Annotated in this window: 13 protein-coding genes; 1 reads left to right on the top strand and 12 read right to left on the bottom strand. The window is 76.0% G+C overall.

Annotated elements, in window-relative coordinates; translation table 11 throughout:
• Positions 1 to 8 precede the first annotated feature (8 nt).
• The 11 genes from OSB71_RS14150 to fmt form a co-directional block, all read right to left on the bottom strand.
• Positions 9 to 1,727 (bottom strand): flavin monoamine oxidase family protein, encoded by a 1,719-nt coding sequence (locus OSB71_RS14150; protein ID WP_265948176.1) that lies wholly within the window; start codon positions 1,725 to 1,727, stop codon positions 9 to 11.
• Positions 1,724 to 2,548 (bottom strand): carbon-nitrogen hydrolase family protein, encoded by an 825-nt coding sequence (locus OSB71_RS14145; protein WP_265948174.1) that lies wholly within the window; start codon positions 2,546 to 2,548, stop codon positions 1,724 to 1,726. The genes OSB71_RS14150 and OSB71_RS14145 overlap by 4 nt, the downstream gene beginning before the upstream one ends.
• Before the next feature lie 205 nt (positions 2,549 to 2,753).
• Complete coding sequence (locus OSB71_RS14140) at positions 2,754 to 3,209, bottom strand: Lrp/AsnC family transcriptional regulator (RefSeq protein ID WP_265948172.1); 456 nt, start codon at positions 3,207 to 3,209, stop codon at positions 2,754 to 2,756.
• Positions 3,210 to 3,219: 10 nt separating this feature from the next.
• A complete protein-coding gene (locus OSB71_RS14135) occupies positions 3,220 to 4,695 on the bottom strand; it encodes an amino acid permease (protein ID WP_265948170.1) in 1,476 nt (491 codons plus the stop codon).
• Positions 4,696 to 5,112: 417 nt separating this feature from the next.
• A complete protein-coding gene (locus tag OSB71_RS14130) occupies positions 5,113 to 6,552 on the bottom strand; it encodes a GuaB1 family IMP dehydrogenase-related protein (protein ID WP_265948168.1) in 1,440 nt (479 codons plus the stop codon).
• A gap of 154 nt (positions 6,553 to 6,706) precedes the next feature.
• The gene (locus OSB71_RS14125) at positions 6,707 to 7,936 is read right to left on the bottom strand and encodes a cation:proton antiporter (RefSeq protein WP_265948166.1); all 1,230 of its coding nucleotides are present in this window, start codon (positions 7,934 to 7,936) and stop codon (positions 6,707 to 6,709) included.
• Positions 7,937 to 7,940: 4 nt separating this feature from the next.
• A complete protein-coding gene (locus OSB71_RS14120; RefSeq protein WP_265948164.1) occupies positions 7,941 to 8,456 on the bottom strand; it encodes a cation:proton antiporter regulatory subunit in 516 nt (171 codons plus the stop codon).
• 34 nt (positions 8,457 to 8,490) lie between these two features.
• Positions 8,491 to 9,507 (bottom strand): sugar-binding transcriptional regulator, encoded by a 1,017-nt coding sequence (locus tag OSB71_RS14115; protein ID WP_265948162.1) that lies wholly within the window; start codon positions 9,505 to 9,507, stop codon positions 8,491 to 8,493.
• A 174-nt stretch (positions 9,508 to 9,681) separates the two neighbouring features.
• Positions 9,682 to 10,356: a ribulose-phosphate 3-epimerase gene (rpe, locus tag OSB71_RS14110; protein ID WP_265948160.1), complete on the bottom strand. Its 675-nt coding sequence runs from the start codon at positions 10,354 to 10,356 to the stop codon at positions 9,682 to 9,684.
• Positions 10,357 to 10,390: 34 nt separating this feature from the next.
• On the bottom strand, positions 10,391 to 11,833 hold the full coding sequence (locus OSB71_RS14105; RefSeq protein ID WP_265948158.1) for an RsmB/NOP family class I SAM-dependent RNA methyltransferase: 1,443 nt from the start codon (positions 11,831 to 11,833) through the stop codon (positions 10,391 to 10,393).
• 122 nt (positions 11,834 to 11,955) lie between these two features.
• On the bottom strand, positions 11,956 to 12,888 hold the full coding sequence (gene fmt, locus OSB71_RS14100; protein WP_265948156.1) for a methionyl-tRNA formyltransferase: 933 nt from the start codon (positions 12,886 to 12,888) through the stop codon (positions 11,956 to 11,958).
• 327 nt (positions 12,889 to 13,215) lie between these two features.
• Between fmt and OSB71_RS14095 the strand changes: the two genes are divergently transcribed.
• Positions 13,216 to 13,767: a hypothetical protein gene (locus OSB71_RS14095; RefSeq protein WP_265948154.1), complete on the top strand. Its 552-nt coding sequence runs from the start codon at positions 13,216 to 13,218 to the stop codon at positions 13,765 to 13,767.
• Positions 13,768 to 13,830: 63 nt separating this feature from the next.
• Here the strand turns inward: OSB71_RS14095 and OSB71_RS14090 are convergent, their stop codons facing one another.
• Positions 13,831 to 15,990 carry a primosomal protein N' gene (locus OSB71_RS14090; protein WP_265948152.1) on the bottom strand — a complete coding sequence of 720 codons (2,160 nt, stop codon included), beginning with the start codon at positions 15,988 to 15,990 and terminating at the stop codon, positions 13,831 to 13,833.
• Between the last annotated feature and the right edge of the window lie 77 nt (positions 15,991 to 16,067).

Here is a 16,067-nt window from a genome sequence, read left to right as displayed (position 1 = left end):
CGCGCGGGTCAGTCCTCCGGCAGTTCCACCGGGGCGATCTCGTCGTAGACGTCGCCGGGGCCCGGGTTGCCCGGGTCGGTGGTGCCGCCGAACTGGTGCATGACGCCCCACACGGCGTTCAGCGCGGTCTGCACCGCGCCCTCGGCCCAGCCCGCCGTCCAGGAGATGTCGTCGCCGGCCAGGAAGAGGCCGCGCTTGTCGTCGGGCAGCCGGTCCTGCATGAAGTGGGTGAACAGGCGCCGCTGGTAGCGGTAGTGGCCGGGCAGGTTCGCCTTGAACGCGCCCATGAAGTAGGGCTCGTTCTCCCAGGAGACGGTCACCGGGCTGCCGGTGATGTGCTTCCTGATGTCCACCTTCGGGTAGATCTCGCGCAGCGACTTGAGCATGACCTCCATGCGCTCGTTCGCGTCCAGCGGAAGCCACTTCAGGCTGTCGTCGCACCAGGTGTAGGACAGGCAGATGACCGCGGGCCGGTCCGGGCCGTTGTCCAGCAGGTAGGTGCCGCGCGTCATGCGGTCGGTGAGCGTCATGCTCATCACGTCCCGGCCGGTCTCCTCGTCGGTGTCCAGCCAGAACGGCCGGTCGACGGGGACGAACAGCTTGGAGGACTCCATGTAGTGGGTGCGCTCGACGGCGGTCCAGTGGTCGATGGGCAGCAGCTCGTCGTCGCAGTCGATCTTCGACAGCAGCATCCAGGACTGCGCGGTGAAGACGGCCGCCTGGTAGGTGCGGATCTCCCCGTGCGCGTCGGTGACGGTGATGCGGTTGCCCGCGGTGCGGTGCAGCCGCGTCACGGCCGGGCGCGGCCGTCCGTCGTGCAGGGACGCCAGCGAGGTGCCCTGCGGCCAGTGCACCAGCTTCTTCGGTGCGCGCTCCCACAGCCGCAGCGGGAGCTGCTGGCTGCCGCCGACGATGCCCCGGTGGTCGTCGTCGGCGCCGGTGTAGACGACGCGCAGGATCTCCAGGATGGAGTTGGGGAAGTCGGTGTCCCAGCCGCCGGTGCCGAAGCCGACCTGGCCGAAGATCTCCCGGTGCCGGAAGGAGGTGAAGGCCGACGAGTCGCACAGGAAGCCGTAGAAGGTCTGGTTGTCCAGCTTCTCCACCAGCGCCGACCAGATCTCGCGGATGCGCGGCACGTCGCGCGTGCGGATGGCGCGCTGCATGTCGGAGAAGTCGGCGCCTTCCTCCAGGCAGGTGTTCCAGGCCTCCATCACCTGGTGGTAGACCTCGGGGAGATCCTCCAGGGTGCGCGCGTAGTGGCTCTCGCCCTTGAGGTCCACGACGGTGGAGGGGGTGTCGGGGGCCAGCGGGTTGGGGAAGGGCTCGACCTCCAGGCCGGCGAGGTCGACGTAGTGCTGGAAGGCCGTGGACGACGGCGGGAAGCGCATGGCGCCCATCTCGGCCGTCAGCGGCCGGCCGGTGCCGTCGTCGGACCCCTCGAAGGCGGCGGTGCGCAGCCGCCCGCCGATCTGGTCGGCCTCGTAGACGACCGGCCGCAGCCCCATCTTCATCAGCTCGTAGGCGGCCACGATGCCCGACAGGCCGCCGCCGATGACGGCGACCTCGGTGCCGTGCGCGGTGGCGGGCACCTGGCCGAGTCCGGCGGGGTGGGCCAGGTAGTCGTCGTAGGCGAAGGGGAAGTCCGGGCCGAACATGGTGATGGGCGGCGCGGACTGGGCCTCTGCGTGCTGCTCGTCGTGGACGGCGGCGGGCACGGTGGAGGTCATCGGCGCGGTTCTCCTTGGCGGGACAGGGACGGGTACAGCTCGGGGCGGCGGTCCGTCAGGTAGGTGTTCTCGGCGCGGAAGGCGGCCAGCGCGTCGCGGTCGACGTCGGCGAGGACGAGGTCCTCCCCCGCCCCGGCGCGGGCGCGGACGGTGCCGTCGGGGGCGACCAGGCAGCTCATCCCGGCGAAGTCCAGGTCGCCCTCGCGGCCGTGGCGGTTGGCGTAGGCCAGGTAGAGCTGGTTCTCCCACGCCCGCACCGGGACCACGGCCTGCGGCACGATCTCGTACGGCCGCATCAGCGCGGTGGGCACGAGCAGCAGCTCGGTTCCGGCCAGCGCGTGGGCGCGCACCGCCTCGGGGAACTCGACGTCGTAGCAGACGAGCAGGCCGAGGCGGACGCCGTCGAGGTCGGCCTGGACGACGGGCTCCCGGCCGGGGGTGAAACAGCCCCGCTCGAAGTCCCCGAACAGGTGGGTCTTGCGGTAGTTGGCCAGCGGCGTGCCGTCGGGCCCGATGAGCTGCGCGGCGTTGTGCACGGCGCCGTCCTCACCGCGCTCGGGGTAGCCGTAGTGGAGGGCGAGGCGGTGCTCGGCGGCGATCTCCCCGATCGCCCGGGCGGCGGGGCCGTCGGCCGGCTCGGCGAGCTCGGCCAGCTCCCGTGGCGTGCGCGCGTACCCGGTCAGGGACAGCTCCGGGGTGACGAGCAGCCGCGCCCCGGCGGCCGCGGCGCGCCGGGCGGCGCGCGCGAAGGCCTCGACGGCCTGCCGCGGCGTGGGCGTGCCGCCGGGACCTTGGTAGAGCGCGGTGCGCAGGGGCGTCATGGGACCTCGCGACTTTCCGTCGACCGGACAAGGGGGATGTTTCGACGGTACGTTTCGCGCCCCGCGGCGGACAAGCGGTGTCCTTTGCGCACCCTGGACGTATTCGTTGCGCCGGTCCGCCGCCGGGCGGCGATTCGTTGCGCGCGGCGGCCTCCCCCGGCACCCGCCCCTCCCCCGGCGCGCGGGAGGGGCGGTCCGCCGGGTCCTACCCGGGCGGTCCGGCGGTGTAGCGGCGCAGCAGCGGGGAGAGCACCAGGACCGACTTGGTGCGCTCCACGAACGGCTCGCCCGCGATCCGCTCCAGCACGCGCTCGAAGTGCCGCATGTCGGAGGCGAAGATCTGCACGACGGCGTCCGCGTCGCCGGTGACGGTCGAGGCGGACGCCACCTCCGGGTAGCGCGACAGGCCCCGCCGGATGTCCTCGGGCGAGGTGTTGTGGCGGCAGTACATCTCGATGAACCCCTCGGTCTCCCAGCCGAGGGCCGCCGGGTCCACGCGGACGGTGAAGCCGGTGATGGCCCCCTCGGCCCGCAGCCGGTCCACCCGGCGCTTGACGGCGGGGGCGGAGAGCCCGACCTCCGCGCCGATGTCGGCGTAGGAGCGGCGGGCGTCCTCGGCGAGGGCGTGGACGATGCGTTCGTCGAGCTCGTTCAGTCGCACTGGGGGTGGGTCACTTCTCTGCGGTCGCGGGGGGTTCGTGGGCCTCGACGGCCAGCCGGGAGCGGCGCTGCCCGTAGAGGAAGTAGAACACGAGCCCGGCGGCCATCCAGAGGCCGAACACCAGCCAGGTGACGGCGGGCAAGTTCAGCATGTTGTAGACGCAGAAGCCCAGCCCCAGCAGGGGCAGCGCCGGGGAGAGCGGGACGCGGAAGCTGCGCGGCATGTCCGGGCGCGTGCGGCGCAGCACGACGACGGCGATGTTGACCAGCCCGAAGGCGAAGAGGGTGCCGATGCTGGTGGCGTTGGCCAGCTCGCCCAGCGGGATCGCGGCGGCCAGGATGCCGCAGAACGCGGAGACGAGCACGGTGTTGGCGCGCGGGGTGCCGGTGCGCGCGTTGACCCGGGAGAAGACGCCGGGCACCAGGCCGTCGCGGGACATGGCGAACAGAATGCGCGTCTGGCCGAAGAGGACGGCGAGCACGACGCTGGCGATCGCGACGACGGCGCCGGCGGACAGCAGCACGGCCCACAGCTCCGTGCCGGTCACGTCGCTGAGCACCCCGGCCAGCGCCGCCTCGGACCCCTCGAAACCCTCCCACGGCACGGCCCCGACGGCGACGGCCGCGACCAGGACGTACAGGGTGGTCACGATCAGCAGGGAGAGCATGATGGCGCGCGGCAGGTCGCGCTGGGGGTTCTTGGCCTCCTCGCCCGCGGTGGAGGCGGCGTCGAAGCCGATGTAGGAGAAGAACAGCGAGGCGCCAGCGGCGCTGACGCCGGCCAGGCCCAGCGGCATGAACGGCTCGTAGTTGCCCGCACGGATGCCGGTGAAGGCGACGGCGCAGAACATCAGCAGCGCGCCGATCTTGACCGCCACCATGATGGTGTTGGCCCGGGCGCTCTCCTTGGCCCCGCCCATCAGGAACGCCATGGCGAACAGCACGACCAGCAGGGCCGGCAGGTTGAAGTAGCCGCCGTCGCCCGGCGGGTTGGACAGCGCCGCCGGGATGGTCACCCCGATGGTGCCGTCGAGCAGCTCGTTGAGGTACTGGCCCCAGCCGACGGCGACGGCCGCCACGGAGACGCCGTACTCCAGGATCAGGCACAGCCCGCACACCCAGGCGACCAGTTCGCCCAGCGTCGCGTAGGAGTAGGAGTAGGAGGAGCCGGAAGCGGGGATGGTGCCGGCCAGCTCCGCGTAGGACAGCGCGGAGAACAGCGCGGTCAGACCGGCGATGACGAAGGAGATCGTGACCGCGGGCCCGGCCAGCGGCACGGCTTCGCCCAGGACGACGAAGATCCCGGTGCCCAGCGTGGCGCCGATGCTGATCATCGTGAGCTGCCACATGGACAGGGTGCGGCGCAGGCTGCCGCCACCGCTGCCGTGGCCGCTCTCGGCCACCAGCCTCTCCACGGGCTTGCGCCGCAGGAACCGGGCCCCCGGCGGCGAGTGTGGTGCGGAGGGCGCGGTGTTCGGGTCCAGCACGGGGTGGCTCCTTGCCGATGTCGCTGCGGGTCTGCGGCGAAGGCCGGCACGGCGCGACGCCCCTGCCGGGCCGGGCTGGCCCGCGCGGCAGCGGAAGACCGTCGAGCAGGCGGTCTCCGCCACTCCTCGTACAGCGCATGACTCTACGAGTGGGGCACCACGGCACGTAACGGGCCACCCTTGCGCACTCATGGCGATTCGTTGCGCAGTTCCCGCCATGTTCGCACGTTCGTTGACTTCCCCCGATGGAATTCTTGTGGTAACGCCCCCGAACGGCTTACGGCCCGGAGCAGGGCCGTGCCGGGCGCCGGGACGGCGGAACCAGCCCCGCGGGAGGGGCACGCGGCGGCCGCGGGGGCCCGGCGTGCCCGGCCGGGCGCCCGCGGCGGAGCCCGCGCGGCGTGCGCCGCGCCCGGCTCAGCTCCAGCTCGCGTGCAGCGGCTTGCCCTCGGCGTAGCCCGCCGCGCTCTGCACGCCGACGACCGCCCGCTCGGTGAACTCCTCCAGGGAGCCCGCCCCCGCGTAGGTGCACGCCGAACGCACCCCGGCGATGATCGAGTCGATCAGGTCCTCCACCCCCGGCCGGGCGGGGTCGAGGAACATCCGCGAGTGCGAGATGCCCTCCTCGAACAACCCCTTGCGGGCCCGGTCGTAGGCGGACTCCTCGGCCGTGCGGTTGCGCACCGCGCGGGCGGAGGCCATGCCGAAGGACTCCTTGTACAGCCGCCCGTCGGCGCTCTGCTGGAGGTCGCCGGGGGACTCGTGCGTCCCGGCGAACCAGGAGCCGATCATGACGTTGGAGGCGCCGGCCGCCAGCGCCATCGCCACGTCGCGCGGGTGGCGGACGCCGCCGTCGGCCCACACGTGCCGGCCGTGCCGCCGGGCCTCGGCCGCGCACTCCAGCACCGCGGAGAACTGCGGACGGCCCACGCCGGTCATCATGCGGGTGGTGCACATCGCGCCCGGGCCGACGCCGACCTTGACGATGTCGGCGCCCGCGGCGATCAGGTCGCGCACGCCCTCGGCGGCGACGACGTTGCCCGCGGCGACGGGCACCCCGGGGTCCAGTGCGCGCACGGCCTTCAGCGCCTCCAGCATGCCCTCCTGGTGGCCGTGCGCGGTGTCCACCACGAGGGTGTCCACGCCCGCGTCCAGCAGGGCCTTCGCGCGGCCGGCGACGTCGCCGTTGATGCCCACGGCGGCGGCCACCCGCAGCCGGCCCGCGGCGTCGGTGGCCGGGGTGTAGAGGGTGGCGCGCAGCGCGGCCTTGCGGCTGAGCAGGCCCACCAGGCGCCCGTCGGCGTCCACGGCCGGGGCGAGCCTGCGGTGGGCGGCGTCCAGCCGGTTGAAGGCCTCGCGGGGGTCGATGGCGGCGTCCAGCACCAGCAGGTCCTTCGACATCACCTGGCTGAGCTGGGTGAACCGGTCCACGCCGGTGAGGTCGGACTCGGTGACGATGCCGACGGGGCGGCCGTCGGCGACCACCACGCCCGCGCCGTGCGCCCGCTTGGGCAGCAGGGAGAGCGCGTCGGCCACGGTGGCCTGCGGGACCAGGACGATGGGGGTGTCCAGCACCAGGTGGCGCCGCTTGACCCAGGAGACCACCTCGGTCACCACGTCCAGCGGGATGTCCTGCGGGATCACCACCAGGCCGCCGCGCCGGGCGACGGTCTCGGCCATCCGGCGGCCCGCGATGGCGGTCATGTTCGCCACCACCAGCGGGATGGTGGTGCCGCTGCCGTCGTGGCTGGAGAGGTCGACGCCCTGCCGGGAGCCGACCGCCGAGCGGCGCGGGACCATGAACACGTCGTCGTACGTCAGGTCGTACGGGGGCCGCTGGTCGTTGAGGAATCGCACGTGCAGAACATCCCAGTCGATCGGAGGGGACCCCGGCGGAATCCGGCCGGGGAAAACGCACGTACTTCATTCTCCCACGGCCGCCTCCCGTGGCACCCCCGTGTGATCCGCCAGTCGTCCGCGGCCGGGCCGGGCGGAAGCTACGAGAGCGCCGTCACGGCAGCCGTCCCGTCCGGTCGGCCGTCGGCGGCGTGGGCGCGGGTGATGCCGGCGCGGGCGGTGCGCCGGGCGGGCCGCCGCCGCGCAGCCGGCGCGCCACCGGCTCCGTCCAGCGGGCGGCGAGCGGCCCGGCGATGACCAGGAGGAGCACGTAGGCCGTGGCCAGCGGGGCGAGGCCCGGCTGGGCGCCCGCGGCGAGACCGGCGATGACGATGGAGAACTCGCCGCGGGCCACCAGCGCCCCGCCCGCGCGGGCCCTTCCCCGCGCGCCGATCCCCGCGCGCCGGGCGGCGTACCAGCCGGTGGCGATCTTGGTGGCCAGGGAGACGGCCGCCAGCAGCAGCGCGGGCAGCAGCACCGGCGGGATGTTCGCGGGCACCGTGGACAGGCCGAAGAAGACGAAGAAGACGGCCGCGAACAGATCCCGCAGCGGCGTCAGCAGCGCCCGCACGCTGTGCGCGACCTCCCCGGAGATGGCGATGCCCACCAGGAACGCGCCGACCGCGGCGGAGACCTGCAACCGCTGGGCGATGCCCGCGACGAGCAGGGTCAGACCCAGGACGACCAGCAGCAGCATCTCGGGGTTGTCCGAGGAGACCGCGCGGCTGATCAGACGCCCGTGCCGCAGCGCGAGGAACAGCACCAGCCCGGCGGTGCCCAGGGCGATGGTCAGGGTCAGGCCGGCACCGGCCAGCGAGACCCCGGCCAGCAGCGCGGTCAGCAGCGGGAGGTAGACGGCCATGGCCAGGTCCTCCATGACCAGCACGCCGAGCACCACCGGCGTCTCCCGGTTGCCCAGGCGCCCGAGCTCGGTGAGCACCTTGGCGATGACGCCGGAGGAGGAGATCCAGGTGACGCCCGCCAGCGCGATCACGCCGACCGGCTCCCAGCCCAGCGCCCACCCGGCCAGCGCGCCCGGCGTGGCGTTGAGCAGGAGGTCGACGAGGCCGGAGGGGTACTGGGTGCGCAGGTTGGTCACCAGCTCCGACGCGCTGTACTCCAGGCCCAGCATGAGCAGCAGCAGGATGACGCCGATCTCGGCGCCCACCTCGATGAAGCCCTCGCTGGTGGACAGCGGCAGCAGCCCGCCGTGGCCGAAGGCCAGGCCGCCCAGCAGGTAGAGCGGGATGGGGGACATCCCCAGGCGCCCGGCGAAGCGGCCGACGAGCCCCAGGCCGAGGATGACCGCGCCCAGCTCGATGAGCAGGATGGTGGTGTGCTCCACGCCCTCAGTCCTCGTCGCCGCCGGGGCCGCCGTCGGCCGCGCCCCCGGAGATCAGCTCCGTCAGCAGCGCGACGCCCTCGGAGGTGCCGACGGCCAGCAGCACGTCACCGGCCTCCAGGCGGAAGTCCGGACGCGGGGAGGGGACGGCGCCGGTGCGGCGCAGCACGGCCACGACGGAGGCCCCGGTGCGCCGGCGGGCGAGGGTGTCGGCGATCGTGCGGCCCCGGAAGGGCGACTGCGGCCCGACCTGGACGCGCTCGCTGACCAGGTCGAGCTCCAGCTCGCTCGGGTGCGCGGGGGCGCCCGGCTCGTCCTGGTCGCGCAGCAGTCCGGCGAGGGCGGCGGCCTCCGCCGGTTCCAGGGGCACGGTGGCCTGGCAGGCGTCGGGGTCGTCGGGCCGGTAGAAGCCGAGGAAGCGCCGCCCGTCCTGGTGGGCGACGACCGAGAGGTGCCGCCCCTCGCGCGTGCTGAGGTCGTACTGGGTGCCGACGCCGGGGAGCGGCGTGCGTCGCAGGGTCATGGTGCCTCCGGGGCGGGCCGCGTGGACAGCACGGCTAGGACTCGTCGGGGTCGGCGCGCTCCAGGGCGGGACGCAGCACGGGGCGCCGGTCCGCCAGGAGCTGTTCGGCCGCCGCGGTGTCGGTGACCAGGCTGGTGACCAGCCCCGAGCGCAGCACCGCGCCGATGGCGGCGGCCTTGCGGCGGCCGCCGGCGATGGCGACGACCTCCGGGATGCGCCGCAGCCGCCCGGCCTCCACGGTGATGCACCGCTCCCCCAGGTCCCGGCCGATGCGGCGGCCCTCGGCGTCGAAGAGGTGGGCGGACATCTCCGCGGCCACGCCGAGCGAGGCGTAGTGCGCGCGCTCGCGCTCGCCGAGCATGTCGTGGACGGTGGAGATGCCCGGTTCCCAGGAGCCGATGGAGACGGCCGCGACGGTCACCTTGTCGAAGTACTCGAACGCGGCCGCGATGCCGGTCTGGTGCCGCAGGGCGGCGGCGGTGGCCGGGTCGGGCAGCAGCATGGGCGCGTAGATGGGGTGGGCCTGGCCCCCGGCGACCTCGGCGGCCCGGCGCACCGCCTCGACCGAGCCGCGGTCGGCCGTGCCGGCGTCGTACACGCCGGTGAGCTGGACGACCGTGCACGGCGGCAGCCCGCGCAGCGCGGTCGCCATGTGGATGGTGGAGCGGCCCCAGGCCAGCCCGAGCACGTCGCCCTCGGTCACCAGTTCGCCCAGCAGGTCGGCGGCGACCTCGCCGAGGTTCTCCGGGTCGGCGATGCTCTCCCCGGGCTCGGCGACGTCGGCCGGGGCGGCGGGGGACGAGGGGGACTCGGCGACGACGACGTGCCGCAGCCCGTACCGGGCCCGCAGCGCGTCGGAGCGCTCGGCGTCCAGCTCGGCCGGCACACGGATCTCGATGCGCACCAGGTCGTGTTCGAGGGCGGTCTCCAGGACGCGGGCCACCTTGAAGCGGCTGACCCCGAACTCGTCCGCGATCTGGATCTTGGACTTGCCTTCCAGGTAGAAGCGGCGGGCCATGGCCGCGGCCTGCATGAGCTCGGCGGGCCCCATTCTCGAAGCCGCCCGACCCGTCGACACCGCAACTCACCTCACTGTCTGCCGTACTCGCCTTCGCGCCGCGTGCTCATCCTCGCAGATCGAGCGGCGCGTTCGATCCGTTGCGTGCGCGGCACACCGGCCTGACGCGAAGCGGCGCGGCGCCCTCCGGGTGCGCGCGGGCGCCGCTCAGCGCTCCCGGCCGCGTGCCGCCGCCTCCGCTGCCTGACGGCGCAGCGCCGCCACGGCCGCGGCCGGGTCGTCGGCGCCGTAGACGGCCGAACCGGCGACGAAGACGTCGGCGCCCGCCTCGGCGCACCGCTCGATCGTGTCCGCCGAGACGCCGCCGTCCACCTGGAGCCACAGGTCCAGACCGTGCCGGTCGATGAGCTGCCGGGTGCGGCGGATCTTGGGCAGCATGACGTCCAGGAACGCCTGCCCGCCGAAACCGGGCTCGACGGTCATCACCAGCAGCATGTCCAGCTCCGGCAGCAGGTCCTCGTACGGCTCGATCGGCGTCGCCGGCTTGAGCGCCAGCGAGGCCCGGGCGCCCTGCGCGCGGATCTCCCGGGCCAGCCGCACCGGGGCGGCGGCGGCCTCCGCGTGGAAGGTGACGGAGCCCGCGCCGGCCTCCGCGTACTGCGGGGCCCAGCGGTCCGGCGCCTCGATCATCAGGTGGCAGTCCAGCGGCGTGCCGGTGGCCTTCCCCAGCGCCTCGACCACGGGGACGCCGAGGGTGAGGTTGGGGACGAAGTGGCCGTCCATGACGTCGACGTGGAGCCAGTCGGCGCCCTCGACGGCCTTCGCCTCCTCGGCCAGACGGGCGAAGTCGGCGGACAGGATGCTGGGGTTGATCTGAGCCATGGCCCCAGTATGTCGCCTCCCGCCGGACGGGCGATCAGCCGCCCTTGCGCAGCAGCGCCAGGTACATGGCGTCCGTGCCGTGGCGGTGCGGCCAGAGCTGGACGTCCGGGCCGTCGCCCAGGCCGGGCAGGCCGGGCAGCAGCGGGCGGGCGTCGAGCCAGGCGGCGCCCGCCCCCTCCGGCCCGCGCAGCACGTCCTCGACCACGACGCGGGTCTCGGCCGGGTGCGGGGAGCAGGTGGCGTAGCCGACGACGCCGCCGGGCCGGGCGGCGCGCAGCGCCCCGGCCAACAGGGCGCGCTGGAGCGGGGCGAAGCCCGCCAGGTCCTCGGGGCGGCGGCGCCAGCGGGCCTCGGGGCGGCGGCGCAGGGCGCCCAGGCCGGTGCAGGGGACGTCCACCAGGACCCGGTCGAAGGAGCCGGGCCGCCAGGCCGGCCGGGTGCCGTCGGCGGTGACCACCTGGTAGGGGCCCGGGTTGCCCGACAGCGCCCTGGCGACCAGCCGGGCGCGGTGCGGCTGCTTCTCCGCGGCCACCAGCGCGGCCCCGCGCTCGGCGGCGAGCGCCCCCAGCAGGGCCGCCTTGCCGCCGGGGCCGGCGCAGCCGTCCAGCCAGGTGCGGTCCTCGCCCTGGAGCCCGGCGCGGGCGAGCGCGAGGGCCACGAGCTGGCTGCCCTCGTCCTGCACTCCGGCCCGCCCCTCGCGGACGGCGGTGAGGCGGCCGGGTTCACCGCCGTCGGCGAGCCGGGCCGCGTAGGGCGACCAGCGTCCGGCCACGGCGTCCTCGGCGAGCAGCTCCGCCACGGTGGCCCGGCCGGGCCGGGCCACCAGGGTGACCTCCGGGCGCTCGTTGTCGGCCGCGAGCAGCGCCTCGATCTCCTCCCGGCCGCGCCCGGGGCCGCCCAGCGCGTCCCACAGGGCGGTGACGACCCAGCGCGGGTGCGCGTGCACCAGCGACAGGTGCTCGACGGGGTCCTCCTCGAACGGCGGCGCGACGCGGGCGAGCCAGGCGTCCCAGTCGTGCGCGGCGACGCGGCGCAGCACCGCGTTGACGAAGCGGGCGCGGCCGTCGCTGAGCACGTAGCGCGCCAGCTCCACGGTGGCGCTGACGGCGGCGTGCGGCGGGATGCGGGTGCCCAGGAGCTGGTGGGCGCCGAGCGCGAGCACGTCCAGCACCGGCGGGTCCACCTCGCGCAGCGGGCGGTCCACGCAGGCGGCGATGACGGCGTCGTAGGTGCCCTGGCGGCGCAGGGTGCCGTAGACCAGCTCGGTGGCCAGCGCCGCGTCCCGGGCGTCGAAGCCGTCCCCGCCGCGCGCGCGCCGCAGCAGCGGCGGCAGGACGAGGTTGGCGTACGCGTCGCGCTCGTCGACCGCGCGCAGGGCCTGGAAGGCGACCAGCCGCACCGGGTCCTTGCGGGGGCGGGCCGGCGGGCGCGGACGGCGGCGCGGCGGTCCGCCGCGGCGGGGTGACGGGTCGGTCACGGGAAAGGTGCTCCGGTGGTTCGCATCGCGCTCCCCCGGCGGACGGCCGGGTTCGCCTTGCTGCCCGCCGCGCGGGCGGAAGGACCCAGCTTACGCGCGCCGGACCTCGGTGTGCGGCGCGGTCAGTCCGCCAGCCGCTCGCCGGAGACGATGCGGGCGCCGCGGGCCCAGTCGGCGGCCTGCATCGGCTTCTTGCCCTGCGGCTGCACCCAGCGCAGTTCGACGGCGTGCGAGCCGGTGCCCACGTGCACGTGGCGCTTGCCGGCCCGCACCTCCCCGGGCGCCAGACCGGTGACGTCGGGATCGGGCACGGCCTGCACGAGCTTGAGCCGCTCGCCGCGGAAGACCGTCCAGGCGCCGGGGGCGGGGGCGCAGCCGCGCACCACCCGGTCCACCCGCAGCGCCGGGGCCGACCAGTCGACGCGGGCGTCGTCCACCCCCAGCTTCGGGGCGAGGCTGACGCCCTCGGCGGGCTGCGGCACGGCGGTCAGCGTGCCGTCCTCGATGCCGTCCATCGTGGCCGCCAGCAGCCCGGCCCCGGCCAGGGCGAGCCGGGTGAGCAGGTCGCCGCTGGTGTCGGTGGGGCGGACCTCCTCGGTGACGACGCCGTAGACGGGGCCGGAGTCCAGCCCCTCTTCGATCAGGAACGTCGAGGCCCCGGTGACCTCGTCCCCGGCGAGCACCGCGTGCTGCACGGGGGCCGCGCCGCGCCAGGCGGGCAGCAGCGAGAAGTGCAGGTTCACCCAGCCCCGCGCCGGAATGGCCAGGGCGCTCGGGGGGAGCAGCGCGCCGTAGGCGACGACCGGGCAGCAGTCGGGGGCGATCTCGCGCAGCCGGGCCTGGAAGTCGGCGTCGCGCGGGCTGGCCGGACGCAGGATCTCGATGCCCTCCTCCGCGGCCCGCTCGGCCACCGGGCTGGCCACCAGCCGCCGGCCGCGCCCGGCGGGGGCGTCCGGCCGGGTGACCACCGCCGCGACCTCGTGCCGCTCGGAGGCGAGCAGGGCGTCCAGGGCGGGCACGGCGACCTCGGGGGTGCCGGCGAAGACGAGCTTCATCGGTGGCGGACTACCTCTCCTGGCTGGGTCCTGGCTGGGCCGCGAACGGGACGGACCGCTCGCGCGGGCGTCGGCGCACGGCGCATCAGTCTACGGTCCGTCACCATCCCACCGCGCCACCGGGCACGCGCCACGGGGCGCGGGGGGCGGCGGCACGGCGCGGGACGCGGCGGCGGGGGCGCGGCGGGCGTCGTGAGGGGCCATCCCGCGCGCCCCCGGGCGTGACCCCGGCCCCCGGTACGGCGTTGGTCAAGGCGATGTGACCGTAGGAGCGTTGGGCGGCGGACCGTTCAGCGGTCCTTCCACGCCGGTTCGAGAGGCTTGTCCATGGCCGACCACGCCACCCACGACGCCCAGGCACGCGCCAGTCTGCACCTGTTGGTACGGGACATCGAGCGGGTCCGCCGACAGGTGGACGCACTGCGCACGCTGACCGCGCAGCTCGGGAACGTCTACCGGCCGCGCCGCACCGGCCCGTCCGCGGGCTTCGTGGTCTACGGCAGGGCCCCGGCGCCGACGGTGCGGCTGGCCCAGGAGCTGCGGGAGAACGTGGAGAACCTGGTGACGGCGGCCGTGGAGTTCGACCGCTCGCTGGGCTTCTCCTGGGACGCGGTGGGTTCGGCGCTCGGGGTGACCAAGCAGGCGGTGCACCGCCGGTACGGCGGGGCCCGGCGCTCGGGCGAGCGGGCCGGTGCCGGGGAGACGGCGGCCCTGGCCGCCGACCGCTCGGCGGCCGCGGTCGCGGCCCGGGCCGGGCAGCCCCCCGCGGCGGCCGCGGAGGCGGTGCCCGCCGTGCCGGCCGCCCGGGGGGTGCCCGCCCAGGGCTCCCCCGCCCGCGAGCCCCGCCCCGGCGCCCTGCCCGGCCCGCGCAACGCCTGACCTTCCGGGCCCGTCCGGCGGGCGGACGCCGTCCCGCCCCGGCGAGCGCGCGCCCCCGCGGCGTCAGCCCAGGTCCGCCGGGTCGATGAGAATCCGCACCGGCGGCCCCTCCCGGCGCGTCAGCCGCGCGGCCTGCGCCGTCTTCAGCGCGGCGGCCAGCGGCGCCCCCCGGCCCGGCGGGACGCGGACGAGCACGCGCTCCCAGCGCTCGCCCGGCGGCGGATCGCCGGTCCGGCGCGGGCGGCCGGGCTCGGTCACCGGCAGCTCCACGGGCCCCAGCAGCTCCGCGCCCGGTGGCAGCTCGGCGGCGGCCAGGAACGCGGCCACCGCCTCGGGCGGGCCGCTGACGGACGCCATCCGGGAGACGGGCGGGTAGCCCAGCTCGGCACGGTCGGCCAGCTCGCGCGCGGCGTGCCCGTCGGGGTCCCAGCGGACGAGCGCCTGCACCGGGCGCAGCGTCGGCTCCGCGACGGCGACCACCGTCCCGCCCTCGGACTGCGGGCGCACCAGTGCCGAGGCCGCCAGCCAGCGCCGGAGCGCCTCCTCCTCGGCCCGCACGTCCGGGCGGCCCAGCAGGGCCCAGCCGTCCAGCAGCAGCGCCGCCGCGTAGCCGGGGCCCTCCGGCACGGGCTCGGCGCCCGGGGTGCTGACGACCAGCGCCGGACGGTCGGGCACGGTGGCCAGCACGTGGTCCCGGCCCGAGGTGCGCACGGCCACCCCCTGGAAGGCGCGGCCCAGCTCCTCGGCGGTGCGCCGCGCCCCGACGACGCTGGCCCGCAGGCGCGTCGTGCCGCACTCCGGGCAGCGCCAGCCGGGCGCCGCCCGACCGCACCAGCCGCAGCACAGTTCCTCCGCGGCGCCGGGGGCGGTGAGCGGCCCGTGGCAGTGCGCGCACCGCGCCGGTTCGCGGCAGTGCGCGCAGGCCAGTCGGGGCACGTACCCGCGGCGCGGCACCTGGACGAGCACCGGACCGGTGCGCAGCGCGTCGCGGGCGGCGCGCCAGGCCAGCGTGGGCAGGCGGGCGGTACGGGCGGCCGCGTCGCGCGCCTCGTCCAGCTCCGAGACGGTGCGCACCAGCGGAGCGGTGGCCCGGACCGTCTCCCGCGAGGCCGTCAGCGCCCCGGCCCACCCCGTCTCCAGCAGGCGGGCGGCCTCGACGGTGCGGCTGTGGCCGCCGAGCAGCAGGGCGGTGCCCTCGTGCGCGGCGCGCAGCATCAGCACCTCGCGGGCGTGCGGCTGGGGGGCGTGGTCGTCGCGGTGCGCGGCGTCGCCGTCGTCCCACAGCGCCACCAGGCCCGGGCGCGCGACGGGCGCGAACATCGCGGCCCGGGTGCCGATCACCAGACGGACGGCGCCGCGGCTGACGGCCAGCCACCGCCGGTAGCGCGCCTCGGGGCCGGCGTCGGCGGTGAGCACGACGTGGTGACCGGCGCCCAGCAGCGCGGTCAGCGCGGCGTCCAGACGGGCGGCGCAGCGGCCGTCGGGCAGGACGGCGAGCGCGCCGCGCCCCGAGGCGTACGTGGCCGCCAGGGCCGTGGCCAGCTCCGCGGGCCAGCCGGGACCGGGCAGCGCCGTCCACACCGCCCGGGGGGCGCCGCCGGTGGCGAGGGCGTCGAGGAACGCGGTGCCTCGCGGGTAGCGCGTCCACCCGCCCGGGGGCGGCGGGGCGGGCGGGGGCGGCACCCGGTCCGCCGCCGGCGGCGCGCTTTTCTCGGCGCGGGCCATGCGGGGCGGCACGGCGAGCTGGACCACGTCGGCCAGGGCCCCGGCGTAGCGGTCGGCCACGGCGCGGCACAGGGCCAGCAGGTTCGGCGTGAGGACGCGTTCGGGCGAGAGGACCTGGGCCAGCGGGGCGAGGGTGCCGGGGAAGTCGCTCTCGGCGCGCCGCTCGACGACGAAGCCGTTGATCAGCCGGCCGCCCTCGCGGCGGCCCTCCCGCTCACCGGCGCCGAACCGGACGCGCACCCGCACGCCCGGTTGGGCGTCGTCGGCCAGCGCGGCGGGCACGGCGTAGTCGAAGTAGCGGTCGAGGTGGACCAGCCCCTTGTCCACCAGCACCCGGGCGACGGGCAGCTCGTCGGCGAGCGCGGCACCCCGCCAGGTGCGCGGCCTGGCCCGCGGCGTCCCCGCGGCACGGCTGCCGCGCACCGCCTCCCGGATGAGCGCGAGCTGCTCGGGCGGCGGTGCCGTGCCGCCGCTGCCGGACGCGTCCTCGCTGCTCACGGCTCCAGTCTTAGCAGACGCCTCGGACACCCTGACCGGGCGCTCGGACACCCCGAACCGGCGCGACGCACGCGCCG

The sequence above is a fragment of the Streptomyces marinisediminis genome (assembly GCF_026262575.1).
Classification (GTDB): domain Bacteria; phylum Actinomycetota; class Actinomycetes; order Streptomycetales; family Streptomycetaceae; genus Streptomyces; species Streptomyces marinisediminis.
This window is presented reverse-complemented; position numbering and strand designations above follow the sequence as displayed.